14 protein-coding genes are annotated in these 17,678 nt (G+C 59.6%); 8 read left to right on the forward strand and 6 right to left on the reverse strand.

The features are described from left to right. Nucleotides 1-10: 10 nt before the first annotated feature. Together ACYAR8_RS16410 and ACYAR8_RS16415 are read right to left on the reverse strand one after the other, a co-directional pair. Nucleotides 11-1,135 carry a methyltransferase gene (locus tag ACYAR8_RS16410; protein ID WP_463580443.1) on the reverse strand — a complete coding sequence of 375 codons (1,125 nt, stop codon included), beginning with the start codon at nucleotides 1,133-1,135 and terminating at the stop codon, nucleotides 11-13. Nucleotides 1,136-1,283: 148 nt separating this feature from the next. Beyond that, the gene (locus tag ACYAR8_RS16415) at nucleotides 1,284-1,532 is read right to left on the reverse strand and encodes a helix-turn-helix transcriptional regulator (protein ID WP_074888631.1); all 249 of its coding nucleotides are present in this window, start codon (nucleotides 1,530-1,532) and stop codon (nucleotides 1,284-1,286) included. 318 nt (nucleotides 1,533-1,850) lie between these two features. Here ACYAR8_RS16415 and ACYAR8_RS16420 point away from each other — a divergent pair, with 318 nt between their 5' ends. Then, nucleotides 1,851-2,627: a ferredoxin--NADP reductase gene (locus ACYAR8_RS16420; RefSeq protein ID WP_463580444.1), complete on the forward strand. Its 777-nt coding sequence runs from the start codon at nucleotides 1,851-1,853 to the stop codon at nucleotides 2,625-2,627. A 72-nt stretch (nucleotides 2,628-2,699) separates the two neighbouring features. Here ACYAR8_RS16420 and mscL read toward each other — a convergent pair whose 3' ends face one another. Further along, entirely contained in the window at nucleotides 2,700-3,149 is a 450-nt protein-coding gene (gene mscL / locus ACYAR8_RS16425) for a large-conductance mechanosensitive channel protein MscL (RefSeq protein WP_074888636.1), read from the reverse strand. A gap of 199 nt (nucleotides 3,150-3,348) precedes the next feature. On the opposite strand from mscL, the gene radA reads away from it, so the two are divergent. Further along, entirely contained in the window at nucleotides 3,349-4,716 is a 1,368-nt protein-coding gene (gene radA, locus ACYAR8_RS16430; protein WP_074888638.1) for a DNA repair protein RadA, read from the forward strand. 11 nt (nucleotides 4,717-4,727) lie between these two features. Here radA and ACYAR8_RS16435 read toward each other — a convergent pair whose 3' ends face one another. Continuing rightward, nucleotides 4,728-5,096, reverse strand: coding sequence for a PilZ domain-containing protein (locus ACYAR8_RS16435; protein WP_074888641.1), 369 nt, complete (start codon nucleotides 5,094-5,096; stop codon nucleotides 4,728-4,730). 154 nt (nucleotides 5,097-5,250) lie between these two features. On the opposite strand from ACYAR8_RS16435, the gene ACYAR8_RS16440 reads away from it, so the two are divergent. The 5 genes from ACYAR8_RS16440 to ACYAR8_RS16460 all read left to right on the forward strand — a co-directional run bounded on the left by ACYAR8_RS16440 (nucleotide 5,251) and on the right by ACYAR8_RS16460 (nucleotide 10,124). Beyond that, nucleotides 5,251-7,320 (forward strand): carbon starvation CstA family protein, encoded by a 2,070-nt coding sequence (locus ACYAR8_RS16440; RefSeq protein WP_074888644.1) that lies wholly within the window; start codon nucleotides 5,251-5,253, stop codon nucleotides 7,318-7,320. 26 nt (nucleotides 7,321-7,346) lie between these two features. Then, nucleotides 7,347-7,544: a YbdD/YjiX family protein gene (locus tag ACYAR8_RS16445; protein WP_065987541.1), complete on the forward strand. Its 198-nt coding sequence runs from the start codon at nucleotides 7,347-7,349 to the stop codon at nucleotides 7,542-7,544. A 131-nt stretch (nucleotides 7,545-7,675) separates the two neighbouring features. Continuing rightward, nucleotides 7,676-8,647 carry a GTPase gene (yjiA, locus tag ACYAR8_RS16450; RefSeq protein ID WP_463580445.1) on the forward strand — a complete coding sequence of 324 codons (972 nt, stop codon included), beginning with the start codon at nucleotides 7,676-7,678 and terminating at the stop codon, nucleotides 8,645-8,647. 152 nt (nucleotides 8,648-8,799) lie between these two features. Beyond that, complete coding sequence (locus tag ACYAR8_RS16455) at nucleotides 8,800-9,750, forward strand: hypothetical protein (RefSeq protein WP_463580446.1); 951 nt, start codon at nucleotides 8,800-8,802, stop codon at nucleotides 9,748-9,750. After that, nucleotides 9,738-10,124 (forward strand): hypothetical protein, encoded by a 387-nt coding sequence (locus ACYAR8_RS16460; RefSeq protein ID WP_074888656.1) that lies wholly within the window; start codon nucleotides 9,738-9,740, stop codon nucleotides 10,122-10,124. The genes ACYAR8_RS16455 and ACYAR8_RS16460 overlap by 13 nt, the downstream gene beginning before the upstream one ends. A gap of 154 nt (nucleotides 10,125-10,278) precedes the next feature. Here ACYAR8_RS16460 and glyA read toward each other — a convergent pair whose 3' ends face one another. Next, complete coding sequence (gene glyA, locus ACYAR8_RS16465; RefSeq protein ID WP_463580447.1) at nucleotides 10,279-11,532, reverse strand: serine hydroxymethyltransferase; 1,254 nt, start codon at nucleotides 11,530-11,532, stop codon at nucleotides 10,279-10,281. Nucleotides 11,533-11,762: 230 nt separating this feature from the next. Then, nucleotides 11,763-15,635 carry a sensor domain-containing protein gene (locus ACYAR8_RS16470; RefSeq protein WP_463580448.1) on the reverse strand — a complete coding sequence of 1,291 codons (3,873 nt, stop codon included), beginning with the start codon at nucleotides 15,633-15,635 and terminating at the stop codon, nucleotides 11,763-11,765. A gap of 363 nt (nucleotides 15,636-15,998) precedes the next feature. Between ACYAR8_RS16470 and ettA the strand changes: the two genes are divergently transcribed. Then, entirely contained in the window at nucleotides 15,999-17,663 is a 1,665-nt protein-coding gene (gene ettA, locus ACYAR8_RS16475) for an energy-dependent translational throttle protein EttA (protein ID WP_065987538.1), read from the forward strand. The last annotated feature ends 15 nt before the right edge of the window (nucleotides 17,664-17,678 follow it).

Here is a 17,678-nt window from a genome sequence, read left to right on the forward strand (position 1 = left end):
GCGCGTCGAGCTATTTGCGCGCCTTGAGGATCACAAACTTCGGCGTCGCCGCCACTTGCTCCACGCCCCGGAACAACCGCGCCAGTTTGCTGTGATAGCCCAGATGACGGTTGCCAACGATGTACAGCGCGCCGCCGGTGACCAGCGCCGTGCGCGCCTGCTGGAACATCCGCCATGCGAGGAAATCGCCGACCACTTGTTGCTGATGAAACGGCGGATTGCACAGGACGACGTCCAGCGAATCGGGTTCCTGTGCGTCCAGTCCGTCGCCTGCCTGAATGACTGCCGGCCGCTCGCCGAGGGCCAGTCTCCAGTTCTCCTGCGCCGACTGCACCGCCATGAACGACTCGTCTACCAGCGTGTAGTGCGCGTCAGGGTTGTCCAGCGCACTGGCGATGGCGAGCACGCCATTGCCGCAACCCAGGTCTGCGACCCGCGCCGCGCCCAGGCCCTTGGGCAAGTACGGCAGGAAGGCCCGCGTGCCGATGTCCAGACCGTCACGGCAGAACACGTTGGCGTGGTTGATCAACTCGATCTTCGGCTCGTCCAGCGTGTAACGGGTGGGGTAGGGCGAGGGCTGAACGGTTTTGGCTTCAGGGGTGCAGAACAGCAGTCGCGCTTTTTTCACAGCAAGCGATGCCTGCACGGGGCCGATGTATTCTTCCATCAGCTCGCCAGCGGAGCGGGGCAGGTGCTTGATCATTCCGGCAGCAACGACTTTGGCGTTTGGCGCCAGTTGGTCTTGCAACCGGATCAGTTGCTCTTCCAGCAACGCGAGGGTCTTGGGCACGCGAATCAGCACCCAGTCGAAGGGGCCGGTCAACGGCGCACTGGCGGGGATCACCGGCACGGCGTCATAGGTCAGGCCGTTGCGCACCAGATTCTTTCCCAAAGCCTGAGCGCCGAGGTACGAATCCGTACTGCTGAACACCGTCGCATGGGGCGCGAGGCTGGTGGCGAGGGCGCCGAAACTGTCGTTGAGCACCAGCACCCGCGTTTGCAGCGTCACGCCCTGTTCGGCGACGTGGTTGAGCAGATATTCGTCGGCAGCATCGAAGGCCTGCAAGGGCTCATCTGACTGTTCCGGCTGGCGGATCAGGTCGAGTTGGGCAAACGGGGTGGTCAGCAGGGGCATGGGCGGAGCAGTTCCAGTCGTTGATGGCGCGACCGGCGTGTTGGCGGGAGTTGCGCCTGCGCCGGCGTGTCCAGGTTCGCGAAGCCGGCGATTTTACGTGTTTTTGCCTGCGCTCACCGGGCTTTTCGCCCTTGCTTCCCCCCTGTGTCTAGATCACCCCGTCTTTCGCCGCCTGGACCACTGCCGACATCTTGTTGCAGGCGCCGATCTTCTGGATGGCTTTACCAACGTGGAAGTTAACGGTGCGCGCTGTGACATCAAGGATCAACGCGACTTCTGCTGCTGTCTTGCCCGTAGCGGACCACTTCAACACCTCCACCTCTCTCATCGTCAGGCCCTTATAGGTCAGCGTCTCCTTACTCGCCTTGCAGTCTTCCCCCAGTGTTTGAGTTTCCATAGCGTGCCTCCGTGCTCAGTCTTGATCGTCCTGATCGAAGTCTAGGAAACAATCACGGCTTTGAATGGAGCGTGCCTGGCCATCGCCTCGAGGTGCCACCAGACGGGCTGCCAGCATGATTTTAAAATGCTCGTAGAATCAATGGCTTATACAGATTAAGTGTGTAGACACGAACCACTTCGCGATAACGCCGATAGCGAAATACTCTAAAAATTGCTCAGTCCGTTGCGGATATCACTACAAACCGACGGTGTTTATCGCGGCGGGTTTGCGGGACACTGGTCACCCTTTTTGTGAGACAGGAGCCAGGAGCGCCCCATGACTGCCAGTGCAGAGAAATTCACCCGGCAAACGCTGCTGGACGTTACGCCGCTGACTCCCAGTCTCTTTACCTTTCGTACCACACGCGATCCAGGTTTCCGCTTCACGGCGGGACAATTCGCACGTCTGGGTGTTACCAAGTCCGACGGCACGACGGTGTGGCGCGCCTACTCGGTGGTGTCCTCGCCCTTCGATGAATTCCTCGAATTTTTCTCCATCGTGGTGCCCAACGGCGAATTTACCAGCGAGCTGAGCCGACTTCGTCAGGGTGACACGCTGATGGTGGAGAAACAGGCGGTGGGTTACCTGACCCTGGATCGCTTCACCGATGGTCAGGACCTCTGGATGTTGTCCACAGGCACCGGTGTGGCGCCCTTCCTTTCGATCCTTCAGGACTTCGAGGTCTGGGAAAAATTCGAGCGGATCATTCTGGTGTATAGCGTCCGTGAGTCCCGGGAACTGGCCTACCAGCAGCTTATCGCCGAGCTGACCCAGCGCGAATACCTAGCCGAGTACGCACACAAGTTCACGTTCATCGCCACAGTGACGCGGGAAGCGCATCCCGGTGCGCTCAACGGACGGATTACCACGCTGATCGAGAACGGTGAGTTGGAGAAGGCGGCCGGTGTCGCGCTGACACCCGAACATTCACGGGTGATGATCTGCGGCAATCCACAGATGATCGAAGACACTCGCGCAGTGCTGAAAACTCGCGACATGCGCCTGGCGTTGACGCGCAAGCCGGGACAGATTGCGGTGGAGAATTATTGGTAGGTTGATACAGCGGTGCGATCGCAAGACCCATGTGGAAGCGAGCAAGCTCACCCCCACATGCTATGACCGGCCTTAAACGAACCGGTCAGGCGTCACCGGCAGTGGTGCAGCGGGCTTGTTGTTCTGTTCTTTCAACAGGTCGCGGATTTCGCCCAGCAGCAGCTCTTCCTTGGTCGGGGTTGGAGGCAGGGTGGGTGCCTTGGCCTCTTCACGTTTCAGGCGGTTAATCGCCTTGACGCCCATGAAGATGGCGAATGCCACGATGATGAAGTCGATCACGGTCTGAATGAACTTGCCGTAGGCCAGCACCACCGCAGGGGCTGCCCCTTCCGCAGGCCTCAGCACGACTGACAGATCGCTGAAGTCCACGCCGCCGATCAGCAGCCCGAGGGGCGGCATGATTACATCGCCTACGAACGACGAAACGATCTTGCCGAATGCCGCGCCGATGATGATACCGACGGCCATGTCGACGACGTTTCCTTTTACGGCAAAAGCTTTGAACTCGCTTAGTACGCTCATGGGTGTATTCCTTTGTTACAGATGTGAGTGGTAAATGCAGTGTAAGTCAGCTAGCTGCATCTCGCTTAATCCATGCAATCGACCGGGTACGTTCCGGTAAGTTTTATTTAATCCTCCAAAAGCATGCATGCCTGCTAGGGCTGCGCCCGACGGTTTGACGCATCGGGTATGATTGCCCCTTTTTTACATCGGGGGTGTCATGGCCAAGGCCAAACGCATGTACGGCTGCACCGAGTGCGGTTCGACGTTTCCCAAATGGGCCGGCCAGTGCAGCGAATGCGGCGCCTGGAACACCCTCGTTGAAACCGTGATCGACAACAGCACGGCCGCTGCGCCCAGCGGTCGTTCCGGCTGGACCGGCCAACAGGCGCAGATCAAAACCCTGGCCGAAGTCAGTGTCGAAGAAATCCCGCGTTTTTCCACCAACTCCACTGAACTGGACCGCGTTCTCGGCGGCGGCCTGGTGGATGGCTCGGTGGTGCTGATCGGCGGCGACCCCGGCATCGGCAAATCGACCATTCTCTTGCAGACCCTTTGCGCCATTGCCGAGCGCATGCCGGCGCTGTACGTCACCGGTGAAGAGTCGCAGCAGCAGGTCGCCATGCGCGCCCGTCGCCTTGGCTTGCCCCAGGACAAACTGCGGGTCATGACCGAAACCTGCATCGAAACCATCATTGCCACGGCGCGCATCGAGCAGCCGAAGGTCATGGTGATCGACTCGATCCAGACCATCTTCACCGAACAGCTGCAGTCAGCGCCCGGCGGCGTATCCCAGGTGCGCGAGAGTGCTGCGCTGCTGGTGCGCTACGCCAAGCAGAGCGGTACCGCGATATTTCTGGTCGGCCACGTCACCAAAGAAGGCGCGCTGGCCGGGCCTCGCGTGCTGGAGCACATGGTCGACACCGTGTTGTACTTCGAGGGCGAGTCCGATGGCCGCTTGCGTTTGTTGCGCGCAGTGAAAAACCGCTTTGGTGCCGTCAACGAATTGGGCGTCTTCGGCATGACCGACAAGGGGCTTAAAGAAGTCTCGAACCCGTCGGCGATCTTTCTCACCCGCGCGCAGGAAGAAGTCGCGGGCAGTGTGGTCATGGCGACATGGGAAGGCACCCGGCCGATGCTGGTGGAAGTGCAGGCGCTGGTCGATGACAGCCACCTCTCCAATCCGCGTCGCGTGACGTTGGGGCTGGATCAAAACCGGCTCGCCATGTTGCTGGCGGTACTGCACCGCCACGGCGGCATTCCCACCCATGACCAGGACGTGTTTCTCAACGTCGTGGGCGGGGTGAAAGTGCTGGAAACCGCTTCCGACCTGGCCTTGATGGCCGCCGTCATGTCCAGCCTGCGCAACCGTGCACTGCCGGGCGACTTGCTGGTGTTCGGCGAAGTGGGCTTGTCCGGCGAAGTGCGCCCCGTGCCCAGTGGTCAGGAGCGACTCAAGGAAGCGGCCAAGCACGGCTTCAAACGCGCCATCGTGCCCAAGGGCAACGCCCCGAAAGAGTCGCCGCCTGGCCTGACAGTGATCGGTGTGACGCGCCTCGACCAGGCGCTGGACGCGTTGTTCGAGTAAGGCGGCGTGGCCTATAGATGTATCAGCGCACCCAGCTCGCGCTCCAATTCATCGTGATCGGCAATGTTGAGTTCGATCAGTCGACGCAGGTGCGTCACTGAATCGAGCTCAATGTGCTTGCACACAAACCCCAGGTGATTGTGATCATCGTGGGTCAGCTGCACTTCCATCACGACGTCTATACCGTCCTGCAACTCGATGTCGACCATGAATCGCTCGTTGGCATCGCCCTCCCAGGGCGAGGGCTTTTCGATCAGCAGCCCCTTGAGCGACAGGTCGATCAGTTGAACCGTCCAGGTCTGGTCGCCCTGGCTAAGTTTGGTTTTCGCGTCGAATGCAACGCGTTTGAAGCGACGACGTTCTTCGTGGTTATCGGTCATTACGCAACTACTCCTTTAGCGCCTCTACGGCCCGCTGCGTTGACTATAGGACAAATATCGCGCTAGACCATTGTGGGGGTAGCCTTTCGCTCCGGCGGCGCTAAACTCCGCTTGCTGAATAAAAATAAGTCCACTCAGTTGGAATCGAAAAAAAATGAAAAACAATAATGGTCTGCTGCGCCACGTGCCCTGGCTGATGGTTGCGATCCTTGGAGCATGGGCACTGGGAGTGGTTGCATTGCGTCGCGGGGAGGCGATCAACGCACTCTGGATTGTGGTCGCCGCAGTGGCCATTTATCTGGTCGCTTATCGCTACTACAGCCTGTTCATCGCAACTAAAGTCATGCAACTCGACCCGACCCGGGCCACCCCCGCGGTGCTCAAGAACGACGGGCTCGATTACGTTCCTACCAATAAACACATTCTCTTCGGTCACCACTTCGCCGCCATTGCCGGCGCCGGTCCTCTGGTCGGCCCGGTGCTCGCCGCGCAGATGGGCTATCTGCCCGGTACGCTGTGGTTGATCGCCGGTGTCGTTCTGGCGGGTGCGGTTCAGGACTTCATGATCCTGTTCCTTTCCACGCGCCGTAACGGACGCTCCCTGGGCGACATGGTCCGCGAAGAAATGGGCCGCATTCCCGGCACCATCGCGCTGTTCGGCTGTTTCCTGATCATGATCATCATCCTCGCGGTGCTGGCGCTGATTGTCGTCAAGGCATTGGCCGAGAGCCCATGGGGCATGTTCACGGTCATGGCGACGATTCCGATCGCGATGTTCATGGGCATCTACATGCGCTTCATCCGCCCGGGCCGCATCGGCGAGATCTCGGTGGTGGGCGTCGTGCTGTTGCTGCTGTCGATCTGGGTCGGTGGTCTGGTGGCAGCGAGTCCGGAGTGGGCGCCGATGTTCACGTTCACTGGCGTGCAGATCACCTGGATGCTGGTCGGCTACGGTTTTGTCGCGGCCATGCTGCCGGTCTGGCTGGTGTTGGCGCCTCGCGACTACCTGTCCACGTTCCTGAAAATCGGCACCATCATTGCGCTGGCGATCGGCATTCTGATTCTGGCGCCTGAGCTGAAAATGCCTGCGCTGACGCAGTTCACCGACGGCACCGGTCCGGTCTGGAAAGGCACCCTGTTCCCGTTCCTGTTCATCACCATTGCCTGTGGCGCGGTATCCGGTTTCCACGCGCTGATTTCCTCGGGCACCACGCCGAAGCTGCTGGATAACGAAGTCAACGCCCGTTACATCGGTTACGGCGGCATGCTGATGGAATCGTTCGTGGCGATCATGGCGATGGTCGCGGCTTCGGTCATCGAGCCAGGCGTGTACTTCGCAATGAACAGCCCTGCGGCGATCGTCGGCTCCGACGTCAACTCGGTCGCGCAGATGGTCAGCAGTTGGGGCTTCCTCATCACGCCGGATCAATTGACCGCTGTGGCGAAGGACATCGGCGAAAATACTGTGCTGGCACGTGCCGGTGGTGCGCCGACTCTGGCAGTGGGTATCGCGCAAATCCTGCACCAGGCCTTCCCGGGTCAGAACACCATGGCGTTCTGGTACCACTTCGCGATTCTCTTTGAAGCGCTGTTCATCCTGACCGCAGTCGATGCCGGTACCCGTGCCGGCCGCTTCATGCTGCAGGACCTGTTGGGCAGTTTCGTGCCTGCGCTGAAGCGCACCGAGTCCTGGACCGCCAACGCCATCGGCACCGGTGGCTGCGTCGCGCTGTGGGGGTATCTGCTGTATCAGGGCGTGATCGATCCGCTGGGCGGGATCAACACGTTGTGGCCATTGTTCGGTATCTCCAACCAGATGCTGGCAGGTATTGCGCTGATGCTGGCGACGGTCGTGCTGATCAAAATGAAGCGTCAGCAGTACGTCTGGGTGACCATCCTGCCGGCCTCGTGGCTGCTGATCTGCACTGTCACGGCAGGCTTCATCAAGCTGTTCGACCCGAGCCCAGCGGTAGGCTTCCTGGCACTGGCGAAGAAGTACAGCACGGCGGCAGATGCCGGTCAGGTGCTGGCCCCGGCCAAGACCATGGACCAGATGCAGCATGTGATCTTCAACGCGTACACCAACGCCACCCTGACCACGCTGTTCCTGTTCGTGGTCCTGAGCATTCTGTTCTATGCGCTCAAGGTCGGTCGTGCGGCGTGGGTCAAGAAAGAGCGTACCGACAAGGAATCGCCATTCCAGGCCTTTCCGGAATCCCACTGAGTGCGCTGTAACGCGAGGAACTGTTTATGTTCAACGATCTGAGTCGCCTGGGTAAGTATCTCGGTCAGGCCGCTCGCCTTATGGTGGGCATGCCGGATTACGACAACTACGTTGAGCATATGCAGAAGACCCACCCGGACAAGCCGGTGATGTCCTACGAAGCGTTCTTCCGGGAACGCCAGGATGCACGTTACGGCGGGAAGGGCGGCCCCAAGTGTTGCTAATGACTTGACCCGTGGTCATGTAGGAGTGGGCTTGCTCGCGATGCGTTAATTCAGTCGCTGCTGTACTGACTGACATTTCGAATCGCCAGCAACCTCACTCCTGTTTTTTTTCAGCAATCGAGGTCTTTTTTTTGTTCACACCTATCCCCGTCACCATCCTCAGCGGCTTTCTCGGCGCCGGCAAAACCACCTTGCTGCGCCATCTGCTCAAGGAGGAGCACGGCCTGAAGATCGCCGTGATCGAGAACGAATTCAGTGATGCCGGCGTCGACACCCAGTTGCTCGGGGACGAGCCCGTGCAGGTGATGACCCTGTCCAACGGCTGCGTCTGCTGCACCATTCACACCGACCTGACCAAAGCGCTGTATCTGCTGCTGGAGCGCCTCGACAGCGGGGAGATCGCGTTTGATCGGCTGGTCATCGAATGCACCGGGCTGGCAGACCCCGCACCGGTGGCGCAGACCTTCTTCATCGATGAGGAGCTGCGCGAACGTTACATCCTCGACGGCATCATCACGCTGGTTGACGCGGCGCACGCCGACACGCACCTGGAACAGACCATCGCTCAGGCGCAGATCGGCTTCGCAGATCGTCTGCTGGTGAGCAAGACCGATCTGGTGGATGAAGCTACCTTCAAAGCGCTAAGCGAACGGCTAACTCGCATCAACCGCCGCGCGCCGATACGCGTGGTCGAGCACGGCAAGATCGACCTCGCCGAGCTGCTGGACGTGCGCGGCTTCAACCTCAACGCCGACATCGGCGGGATGACCCTGCGCCCGGCAGCACCTGCAGGCCGCTCCATCGACCGCATCAGCAGCCTGGTCCTGCGCAGTGACCAGCCGCTGGATATCGACAAGCTCAGCACCTTCATGAACGAGTTGCTGGAAGAGCACGGCAAACAACTGCTGCGCTACAAAGGCGTGCTGAGCATTGCCGGCGAGGATCGCAAGCTGGTATTTCAGGGCGTGCTGAAGTTGTACGGCTTTGATTTCGACGTGGAGTGGGCAGCGGGCGAAAAGCGTGAAAGCGTGATCGTGTTCATTGCCGACGAACTGCCGGAGGAGAAGATCCGGGCCGGCTTTGCAGGCGTTGCTGCAGATTAAGTATCGTGTGCGGGAATGATCCGTAAGACGCGCTATGGCGCCTGCGTAGGACCGTTCCGAATCGTACTTTCAACCCCCACTCTACGCTTCTAGACCCCACGTCCCGTCCCTATCCTTGCTGGATCTGAAGTCAAGCAAGGAAGGGCAGCCCCATGTCCAAGCCCTACGTGTTCATCAATGACCGCATACGAACCTACTTCACGCTCAAGGCTCGGGTCGGCGGGAGCGCAAAATTTGATGTGCTGAATGCGCACATTCGCAATGTGGTGGTTATGCCGGGCCAGCTGGTGATTGTCAGCGAAGGTTCGATGGGCAGCCTCACGGCTGAGGAAATCGAGCTGATGGCACTGGCGCGAAACGTCCATCGTCAGGTGCGAGGCTCGGGTAGCGAGCTGATCAAGAACTACGACCTGATGCAGAACATGCTCAGTTACGGATCGGTGGGCGTCGGCGCCGCCACCGGCAGTTGGAGTAAGCACCTTAACGGCGTGCAGAAAACCCTCGAAGAAATCGAGCGGCTGTACAAGCTGTCGCTGTCCCGCGGGACGCCCATTGCGCGGCAGGAATTCATCAATCAACGGCGAGTGCTGTTTGCCAGGCTAGATATTCAGCTGGAAGGTATCGCCCGCTGGGGGACGGGGTTGACTAAAAAAGGCCCACTGAAAAAGATGCTGGGCTTATCGACCAAGAGTTATCTGCGCACCGGGGAGATACAGGGCTACGTCGCACGAGTTGCGAAAGTCGCCAAGGTGGCGAAGTTGTTGAAGCATGGGACGGCGGTAGGGATTGGTTTGAACGTGGCATCAACTGCGCTGGAGATTAAGGAAGCCTGTTCGACCGGGCGCGAAGAGGTATGTCGGCGGGCTTATTATGTTGAAGGCTCAAAGTTAGTGGGGGGCGTAGCGTTCGGCTTCATCGGCGGGGAGGTAGGGGCAGTAGCCGGACCGGTGTTGTGTATGGCCGTGTTTGGTGTGCCTACATTGGGGCTGGCTGCATTAGGTTGCGGGATTATTGCCGGCGGGGCTTTGGCTTACGGAGGTGGTGCCCTAGGCGAAATAGCCGGTGAGTCGTTTGGGGAGATGGTCTACGAATGGCTGCCCTGATCTCTTACAACGTAGCAGTATGGTTGGGGTTCGTAGATTTCGTTTTGACTTTCATTCACCTAGTCTCGTCTTATATTTTTTTCCTGAAATACATGGAGCGCATTGAAGATCATCTTTCTGATATCGAAATGATCGGCCTGCATGCAGACTATTATGGTGACACATGGCTGGGCCGAAGAATGCGCGAGTCGTTTATAACCATGATTTTGGTTATGCCGGGAGCCTTTAAAAGGCAGGAAGTCATTCCCCTGTACAAGCTTCAGAAACTTCCTCGGCACTTTCGGTTTTGGATTAGGTTTTTCTTTTATTCGGCGTTAATTCTTCTCGGTGCACTCGGCTTGATTTGCTTGCGTCTGAAAATGGGGCGACCATAGCAGTGCTTTCTTGAAGATCACCGAAACCCTCATCCTGTTTGTTCCCGATGATTCTTTGCCCATAGGCTTCGGTAGAGAAGTGAATGAGAAGACCAACCCAACAAAAAGCCCGGCTAACAAGCCGGGCTTTTTATGCAACTGCTGCTTCGTCAGATCAAGCGCCGTAAACCGGCAGCTTGGCGCAGATGGCCTGAACCTTCTCACGTACGGCGTTGATCACCGCTTCGTTGTTCAGGTCGGCCAGGATGTCGCAGATCCAGCCCGCCAGTTCCTTGCACTCTGCTTCCTTGAAGCCGCGAGTGGTCACGGCCGGTGTGCCGAAGCGCAGGCCGGAGGTGACGAACGGGGAGCGTGGATCGTTGGGCACCGAGTTCTTGTTCACGGTGATGAACGCTTTGCCCAGTGCGGCGTCGGCGTCTTTACCGGAGATGTCCTGCTTGATCAGCGACAGCAGGAACAGGTGGTTTTCAGTACCGCCGGACACCACGTCGAAACCGCGCTCGATGAACACGCCGGCCATGGCCTTGGCGTTTTTCACCACTTGTTCCTGGTAGGTCTTGAACTCAGGCTGCAGCGCTTCCTTGAAGCAAATCGCCTTGGCCGCGATGACGTGCTCCAGAGGACCGCCCTGACCGCCCGGGAAGACAGCAGAGTTCAGCTTCTTCTCGATGTCGGCGTTGGCGCGCGCCAGGATCAGGCCGCCACGAGGGCCGCGCAGGGTTTTGTGGGTGGTGGTGGTGACGACGTCAGCGAACGGCACCGGGTTCGGGTAAACGCCTGCAGCGACCAGACCGGCTACGTGCGCCATGTCGACGAACAGGAAAGCGCCGACTTTGTCAGCGATGGCGCGGAAGCGCGGGAAGTCGAGGATCTGCGAATAGGCCGAGAAACCGGCAATGATCATCTTCGGTTTGTGCTCGACCGCCAGACGCTCGACTTCGTCGTAGTCGATCAGGCCGTTGCCGTCGATGCCGTACTGAACGGCGTTATACAGCTTGCCCGAGGAAGAAACGCTGGCACCGTGGGTCAGGTGACCGCCGTGGGCCAGGCTCATGCCCAGAATGGTGTCGCCAGCATTGAGCAGCGCCAGGTACACCGCGCTGTTGGCCTGGGAGCCTGCGTGTGGCTGGACGTTGGCGTAATCGGCACCGAACAGTTGCTTGGCGCGGTCGATGGCCAGTTGCTCGACGATGTCGACGTATTCGCAGCCACCGTAGTAACGCTTGCCTGGGTAGCCTTCAGCGTATTTGTTGGTGAGGACCGAGCCCTGAGCTTCCATGACGGCCGGGCTGGTGTAGTTCTCCGAGGCGATCAGCTCGATGTGATCTTCCTGACGCTTGGCTTCCTGTTCCATGGCGGCGTACAGGTCGGAGTCGTACTTGGCGATGGTCAAATTGCGGCTGAACATGGCGGTCCTCGGGGATCGGGCAGTAGAAAAGGGGGGCATTCTAACCCATCGGGTTTTATCTGGCATATGAAAGCGGATCATGTCCGGTACGAGCGGTTTTCATGCGAGGGAATGACTGGCGAATGACCTTGTAGGAGCGCGCTTGCCCGCGATGCGATTTCGGGCCAGACGGATTTGTGTCGGATGTAAGAATGGTTCGCGGGCAAGCGCGCTCCTACGGGTGATCGGTATCAGTCGAGCATAAACAGCGCATCGTTGCTGAATTGCGCTTCGAACCGCGTCGCCGGCATCGGGCGTCCGAACAGGTAGCCCTGAACTTCGTCGCAGCCGTGTTCGCGCAGAAACTCCAGCTGCTCGTGTGTTTCCACGCCCTCGGCGATCACCGACAGATTGAGGCTGTGGGCCATGGCGATGATCGCCCGGGCGATTTGCGCGTCCTGTTCGCCAGACGGCAGGCCATCCACGAACGTGCGGTCGATCTTCAACACGTCGATGGGAAACTGCTTCAGGTAATTCAGCGACGAATAACCGGTGCCGAAGTCATCGACCGCAATGCTCAGGCCCAGCCGCTTCAACCCGGCCAGAATCTGCATGGCTTCGCTCACCTCACGCATCAGGATGCTTTCAGTCAGTTCAAGTTCGAGGCAGGCGGGCGGCAGACCGATTTCCTGGAGGATGCCGGCGATGCGCGTGCCCAGCTGCCCGTCCGAAAACTGCCGTGCGGAAATGTTCACCGACACTTTCGGCACGCGAACCCGCGCCAGATGCCATTCGCGCAACTGGCGGCAGGCCTCCTTGAGCACCCATTCGCCCACTTCGACCACCAGCCCGAGCTCCTCGAGCACCGGGATGAATTCCACTGGCGGTACCAAACCGCGGCGCGGGTGACGCCAGCGCAGCAGCGCTTCGGCGCCGGTCAGACGCTTGCCGTCGCCACTGAACTGCGGCTGGTAATACAGCGTGAATTCGCCCTGCTCCAGGGCATGGCGCAGGTCGCTTTCCAGCTCCAGACGCTCAAGGGCACTGGCGTTCATGTCGGCTTGGTAAAACTGGAAGTTGTTCTTGCCGCGTTCCTTGGCGTGATACATCGCCGTGTCGGCGTTCTTCATCAACTGGCTCAGTTCGTTGCCATCCTGAGGGCTGAGCGCGACGCCGATACTGGCCGTGACGAAGAACTCGCGACCCTCCAGCACGAAGGGTTTTACCAGACTGGCAAGAATCTGTTCGGCCACATGAATCGCACGGTTCAGCGCCGCCTGTTGAGTGGGGCGGGGTTGCAGCAGCAGCGTGAACTCATCGCCGCCCATGCGCGCTACGGTGTCGTCTTCGTCGACGCATCCGAGCAGGCGCAAGGCCATTTCCTTGAGCATCCGGTCGCCGGCAGCATGGCCCAAAGAATCGTTGATCGGCTTGAAACGATCGAGGTCGAGGAACATCAACACCACCCACGTCTGCTGACGTTCGGCGTGCAGCAACGCGCTGTGCAGGCGATCCTGAAACAGCGTGCGGTTGGGCAGATGGGTCAGTGCGTCGTAATAAGCCAGCCGATGAATACGCTGCTCGCTGGCCTTGCGCTCGCTGATGTCGCTGAAGAAGCACACGTAGCTGGCCAGATCGCCTTCATCGTCGAGCACCGCCGTAATTCCGACCCATGCCGGATAGTGCTCGCCGTCGCGCCGCTTGAGCCACAGCTCACCCTCCCAGCTACCGCGCTGGCTCAGCTGTTTTAGGATGTAACCCAGATGCGCTGCCTGCTGATTCTCGACGGTCAGCATCATCGGCAACTGATCCAGGACTTGCGACACGGCGTAGCCACTGACCCGGGTAAAGGCGTCGTTGGCCTGCACGATGTAGCCCGCAGGGTCGGTGATGAGAATGGCCGAGGTCGAGTGTTCGAACACCGTCGCTGCCATGCGCAGGTCTTTTTCGGCGCGCCGCTGCTGACTGACATCACGTCCCACGCCGAGAACGCCTTCAAACGCCCCGATTTCATCCCACACCAGAACCAGACGCAGCTCCACGGGAATCTTGCGCCCATCAGCGCGCAGGCAATCGAACAGGAACAACTGAGTGGTGACTTCGCTGCGCAGGTCCGCCAGCGCTTCGGGCGTGTTCAACGCTTTACTGATTCGCTGCAGCAGCCCGTTGAAGCCGCTGAGTTGCTGAGGATTGGCGATGATCGCTTTCCAGCCGTTTTGCAGAATCCACTCGGCGCTGTAACCCAGCACGGTGTGGACAGAAGGGCTGATGTAGTTGGCGTGCAAAAGTTGATCGGTGGAGAAAATGACGTCGCTGATGCTTTCCGCCAGCATCCGGTAACGCTGTTCGCTCTCACGCAGGGACTGGCTGGCCTCCACTTGCTCAGTGATGTCCTTGGCGACGCCCACAATGCGCCTGACCTGACCGTCGTTGTCCGCCGCCAGCGCCTGTTCGCGGATGTCGAACAAGCGCCAGCTGTCGTGCCGGTCACGGAAGCGCAGCTGACGATGAATCGTCTCGCTGCTGCAAGGCTCGCCTTCGGCACGTCGCAGTAGCTCGTAGGCGCCGAGATCGTCCGGGTGCAGCAGGAGCTCCCAGTAGTATTCGCCCATTTCGTCCAGTTCGGCCTGGCTGTAACCCAGCGTCTCGCCCAAATGGTGGTTGCTGTAGATCATCCGCCGCGTGACCACATCCTGCACGTACAGATGGTCGGGAACTGTGCGCACGACATCCGACCAGAACCGTTCCCGCTCCTGCAGCGCCAACTCGGCCTGCTTGCGGTTAGTAAAATCGCTGATGCTGAGGATGACGGCGTTGAAGTCTTCGGACTGCTCGGGCAGACGCATGACCACCCAGAGGTGCTGATCCCTGCCCTTGGTGCCGGGTAGCAGGATTTCGAGTTCCAGCTGACGTTGCCCGTCGAGGACGGCCTGGAGTATCTGCAGACCGATGCCGTTTCTGGCGCGGGGACAACCTTCAATCAGCTGCTGCCAGACATGCTGTGCCGATTCTGCGCGCAGCACTTGAGCGGCGACCTGATTGACCTCTGTGATGCGCAACTGCTGAAGCAGGTCGCTGATTTGCTCAGGCTGGTTGATCAGGCGCGCTTTCAGGTCTTCGCCGTTGTTGACTTGCAGGTGCCTGAGGGACGCCGGCAGTCCGGAGAGGTCCATTACGCACAGCGCGACACCAGTGCCTTCAAAGATGTCTTTGTAACGGCGACGGCTTTGATGCAGCTGCAGTTGCCGGCGGCGCAGGCTGCGCAACGCAAACAGCGGAATGATGGAACAGAGCAGGGCCAACAGGCATTTACCGATGAGCGGGAAGAGCAGTGTCTGGCGGGCTTTCTGCAGGTCGAACAGGCCGCGCAGTTGCCAGTCGCTGTGGGTCAGCGGTTGCACAAGGACCGTCTGCATCTGGCTGTCAGCGGACTGATCGGCGTCTGGCAGGTTTTTGTAAAGCGGGCGGCGACTGCTGATATCTTCCAGCAGCCAGGCGGGCTGGTAATCCAGATCGCTCTGGCGTGTCAGCGCTTTGAGCATGTCGGGCCTGAGTCGCAGCGCCCAGTAGCGCTCATTGCCGGTGCCGGGCTGACGGATGAACAGGTAGAACGTCGAGGCGCTTGGGTCGTTGGCATAGAAGTATGGGTGACCCTGGATGACCGAATGCATCTGGGTCAACAAGCCGACGTCACGGGGCTCGCCATCGCTGTCGGCGCTGATATTCCCGTCGCTGTCGAGCCAGACCAGGCTTTTCACTCCTGGCATGGCATGACGCAGGCTGGCCAGCACTGCCGCTGATCCGTCTGCAGATTGCGGAGCGTCGCGTGCTTCGTCGAGCACATTCAGCGCCACCTGCGCGTTCAGGGCCATGTTCAGGCTTAACCGGTCGGCGAGCTGCACGCTGTAGTCGATGCTGCGCTTGTGCTGACGTTCCTGGGACTGCTGGAACTGGTCGATCATCTGCCATAACAACAGCATCAACATCATCAGGACCAGGGCCGCGAGCGCACCTCTGAGTAGCCCTCTAAAAGGCATAGTCGTTGCGCTGTCGGGCGGGCGCAGGGGTGAGGCGGGGGTCGGTTTGAGCAAACTGTGATCCTGACTACTGGACTGAATCAGCATGTGCGACACGCACTATAAGCCCGGTGCGCAAAAGGCGGCTAGCATGCCACCGAGCTGTGGCACAGTGCCAGCGCTATTGGGGCGGACGGTTTGCCCTGTTGCGTGCATTCGGGTAGCTTTGCGCCACGCGCGACGCGCCGGTTTCTGCACGGCGTGCTTGCATGTATCTAAAGACCTGCAAGCATTGCTCCAGCTTTAATACCGGTCCTCGGAAGTTTGTCCCTGCCGCGCCGGTTTGGCTCTGATCAATTCAAGGCCCGGAATCGCGCTACGGCAAGTTGCGGCGCGAAGATAAACGCATTTTTTGCGACGCAGCACTAAGCTCGCGCCTTTATTCACAGTCTCACTCCAGGTTTTCATTCCATGGCTCAATACGTCTTTACCATGCATCGGCTGAGCAAAGTTGTTCCGCCGAAGCGGGAAATCCTGAAAAACATCTCCCTCTCGTTTTTCCCCGGCGCCAAGATCGGCGTCCTCGGCCTCAACGGTTCGGGTAAATCCACGCTGCTGAAAATCATGGCCGGTGTCGACACCGAGTTTGATGGTGAAGCGCGCCCGATGCCCGAGCTGAACATCGGCTACCTGCCGCAAGAGCCGCAGCTCGACCCGACCAAGACCGTACGTGAAGTGGTCGAAGAAGCGGTCAGCGTCATCAAGGACGCTCAAGCGCGTCTGGACGAAGTCTATGCCGCTTACGCGGAGCCGGACGCTGATTTCGACAAGCTGGCGGCCGAGCAGGCCAAGCTCGAGTCGATCCTGCAAGCCAGCGATGGCCACAATCTGGAGCGCCAGCTGGAAGTCGCCGCCGATGCGTTGCGTCTGCCGGCCTGGGACGCCAAGGTCGAACACCTGTCCGGTGGTGAGAAACGTCGCGTCGCGCTGTGCCGCCTGTTGCTGTCCGCCCCCGACATGCTGCTGCTCGACGAACCGACCAACCACCTGGACGCCGATTCCGTCGCCTGGCTCGAGCATTTCCTGCACGATTTCCCGGGCACCGTGGTTGCGATCACCCACGACCGGTACTTCCTCGACAACGTCGCTGGCTGGATTCTGGAGCTCGACCGCGGTGCGGGCATTCCTTACGAAGGCAACTATTCCGGCTGGCTTGAGGCCAAGTCCGATCGTCTGGCGGCCGAATCCAAACAGCAATCGGCCCATGAAAAGGCCATGAAAGAAGAACTTGAGTGGGTCCGTAAAGGTGCCAAGGCGCGCCAGTCGAAATCCAAGGCCCGTCTGCAACGCTTCGAAGAGCTCCAGTCCCAGGAATTCCAGAAGCGCAGCGAAACCAACGAGATCTACATCCCGGCTGGTCCGCGCCTGGGCGACAAGGTCATCGAGTTCAAGAACGTCACCAAGGGCTATGGCGATCGCGTGCTGATCGACAACCTGTCGTTCTCCATGCCTAAAGGCGCAATCGTTGGCGTGATCGGCGGTAACGGTGCCGGTAAGTCGACGCTGTTCCGCATGCTGATGGGCAAGGAGCAACCGGATTCCGGCTCCATCGAAGTCGGCGAAACCGTGCAACTGGCGTGCGTCGATCAAAGCCGTGACGACCTGGACGGCAGCAAGACCGTGTTCGCGCAGATTTCCGACGGCTCCGATCAGATCAAGATCGGCAACTACGAAATCCCTTCGCGCACCTATGTCGGCCGTTTCAACTTCAAAGGCGGCGATCAGCAGAAGTTCGTGAAGGACCTGTCTGGCGGTGAGCGCGGTCGTCTGCACCTGGCGCTGACGTTGAAGGAGGGTGGCAACGTCCTGCTGCTCGACGAACCGTCAAACGACCTCGACGTTGAAACCCTGCGTTCCCTCGAAGAAGCCCTGCTGGACTTCCCGGGCGCTGCCATTGTGATCTCTCACGATCGGTGGTTCCTTGACCGCGTGGCGACTCACATCCTCGCGTACGAAGACGATTCCCAAGCCGTGTTTTTCGAAGGCAACTACACCGAGTACGAAGCCGATCGCAAGAAACGCCTCGGCGACGCAGCCGCTCAGCCGCACCGCGTGCGTCACAAGAAACTGGCCTGATTCGGGTTGGTGTCA

The organism is Pseudomonas sp. HP_01, assembly GCF_055284355.1.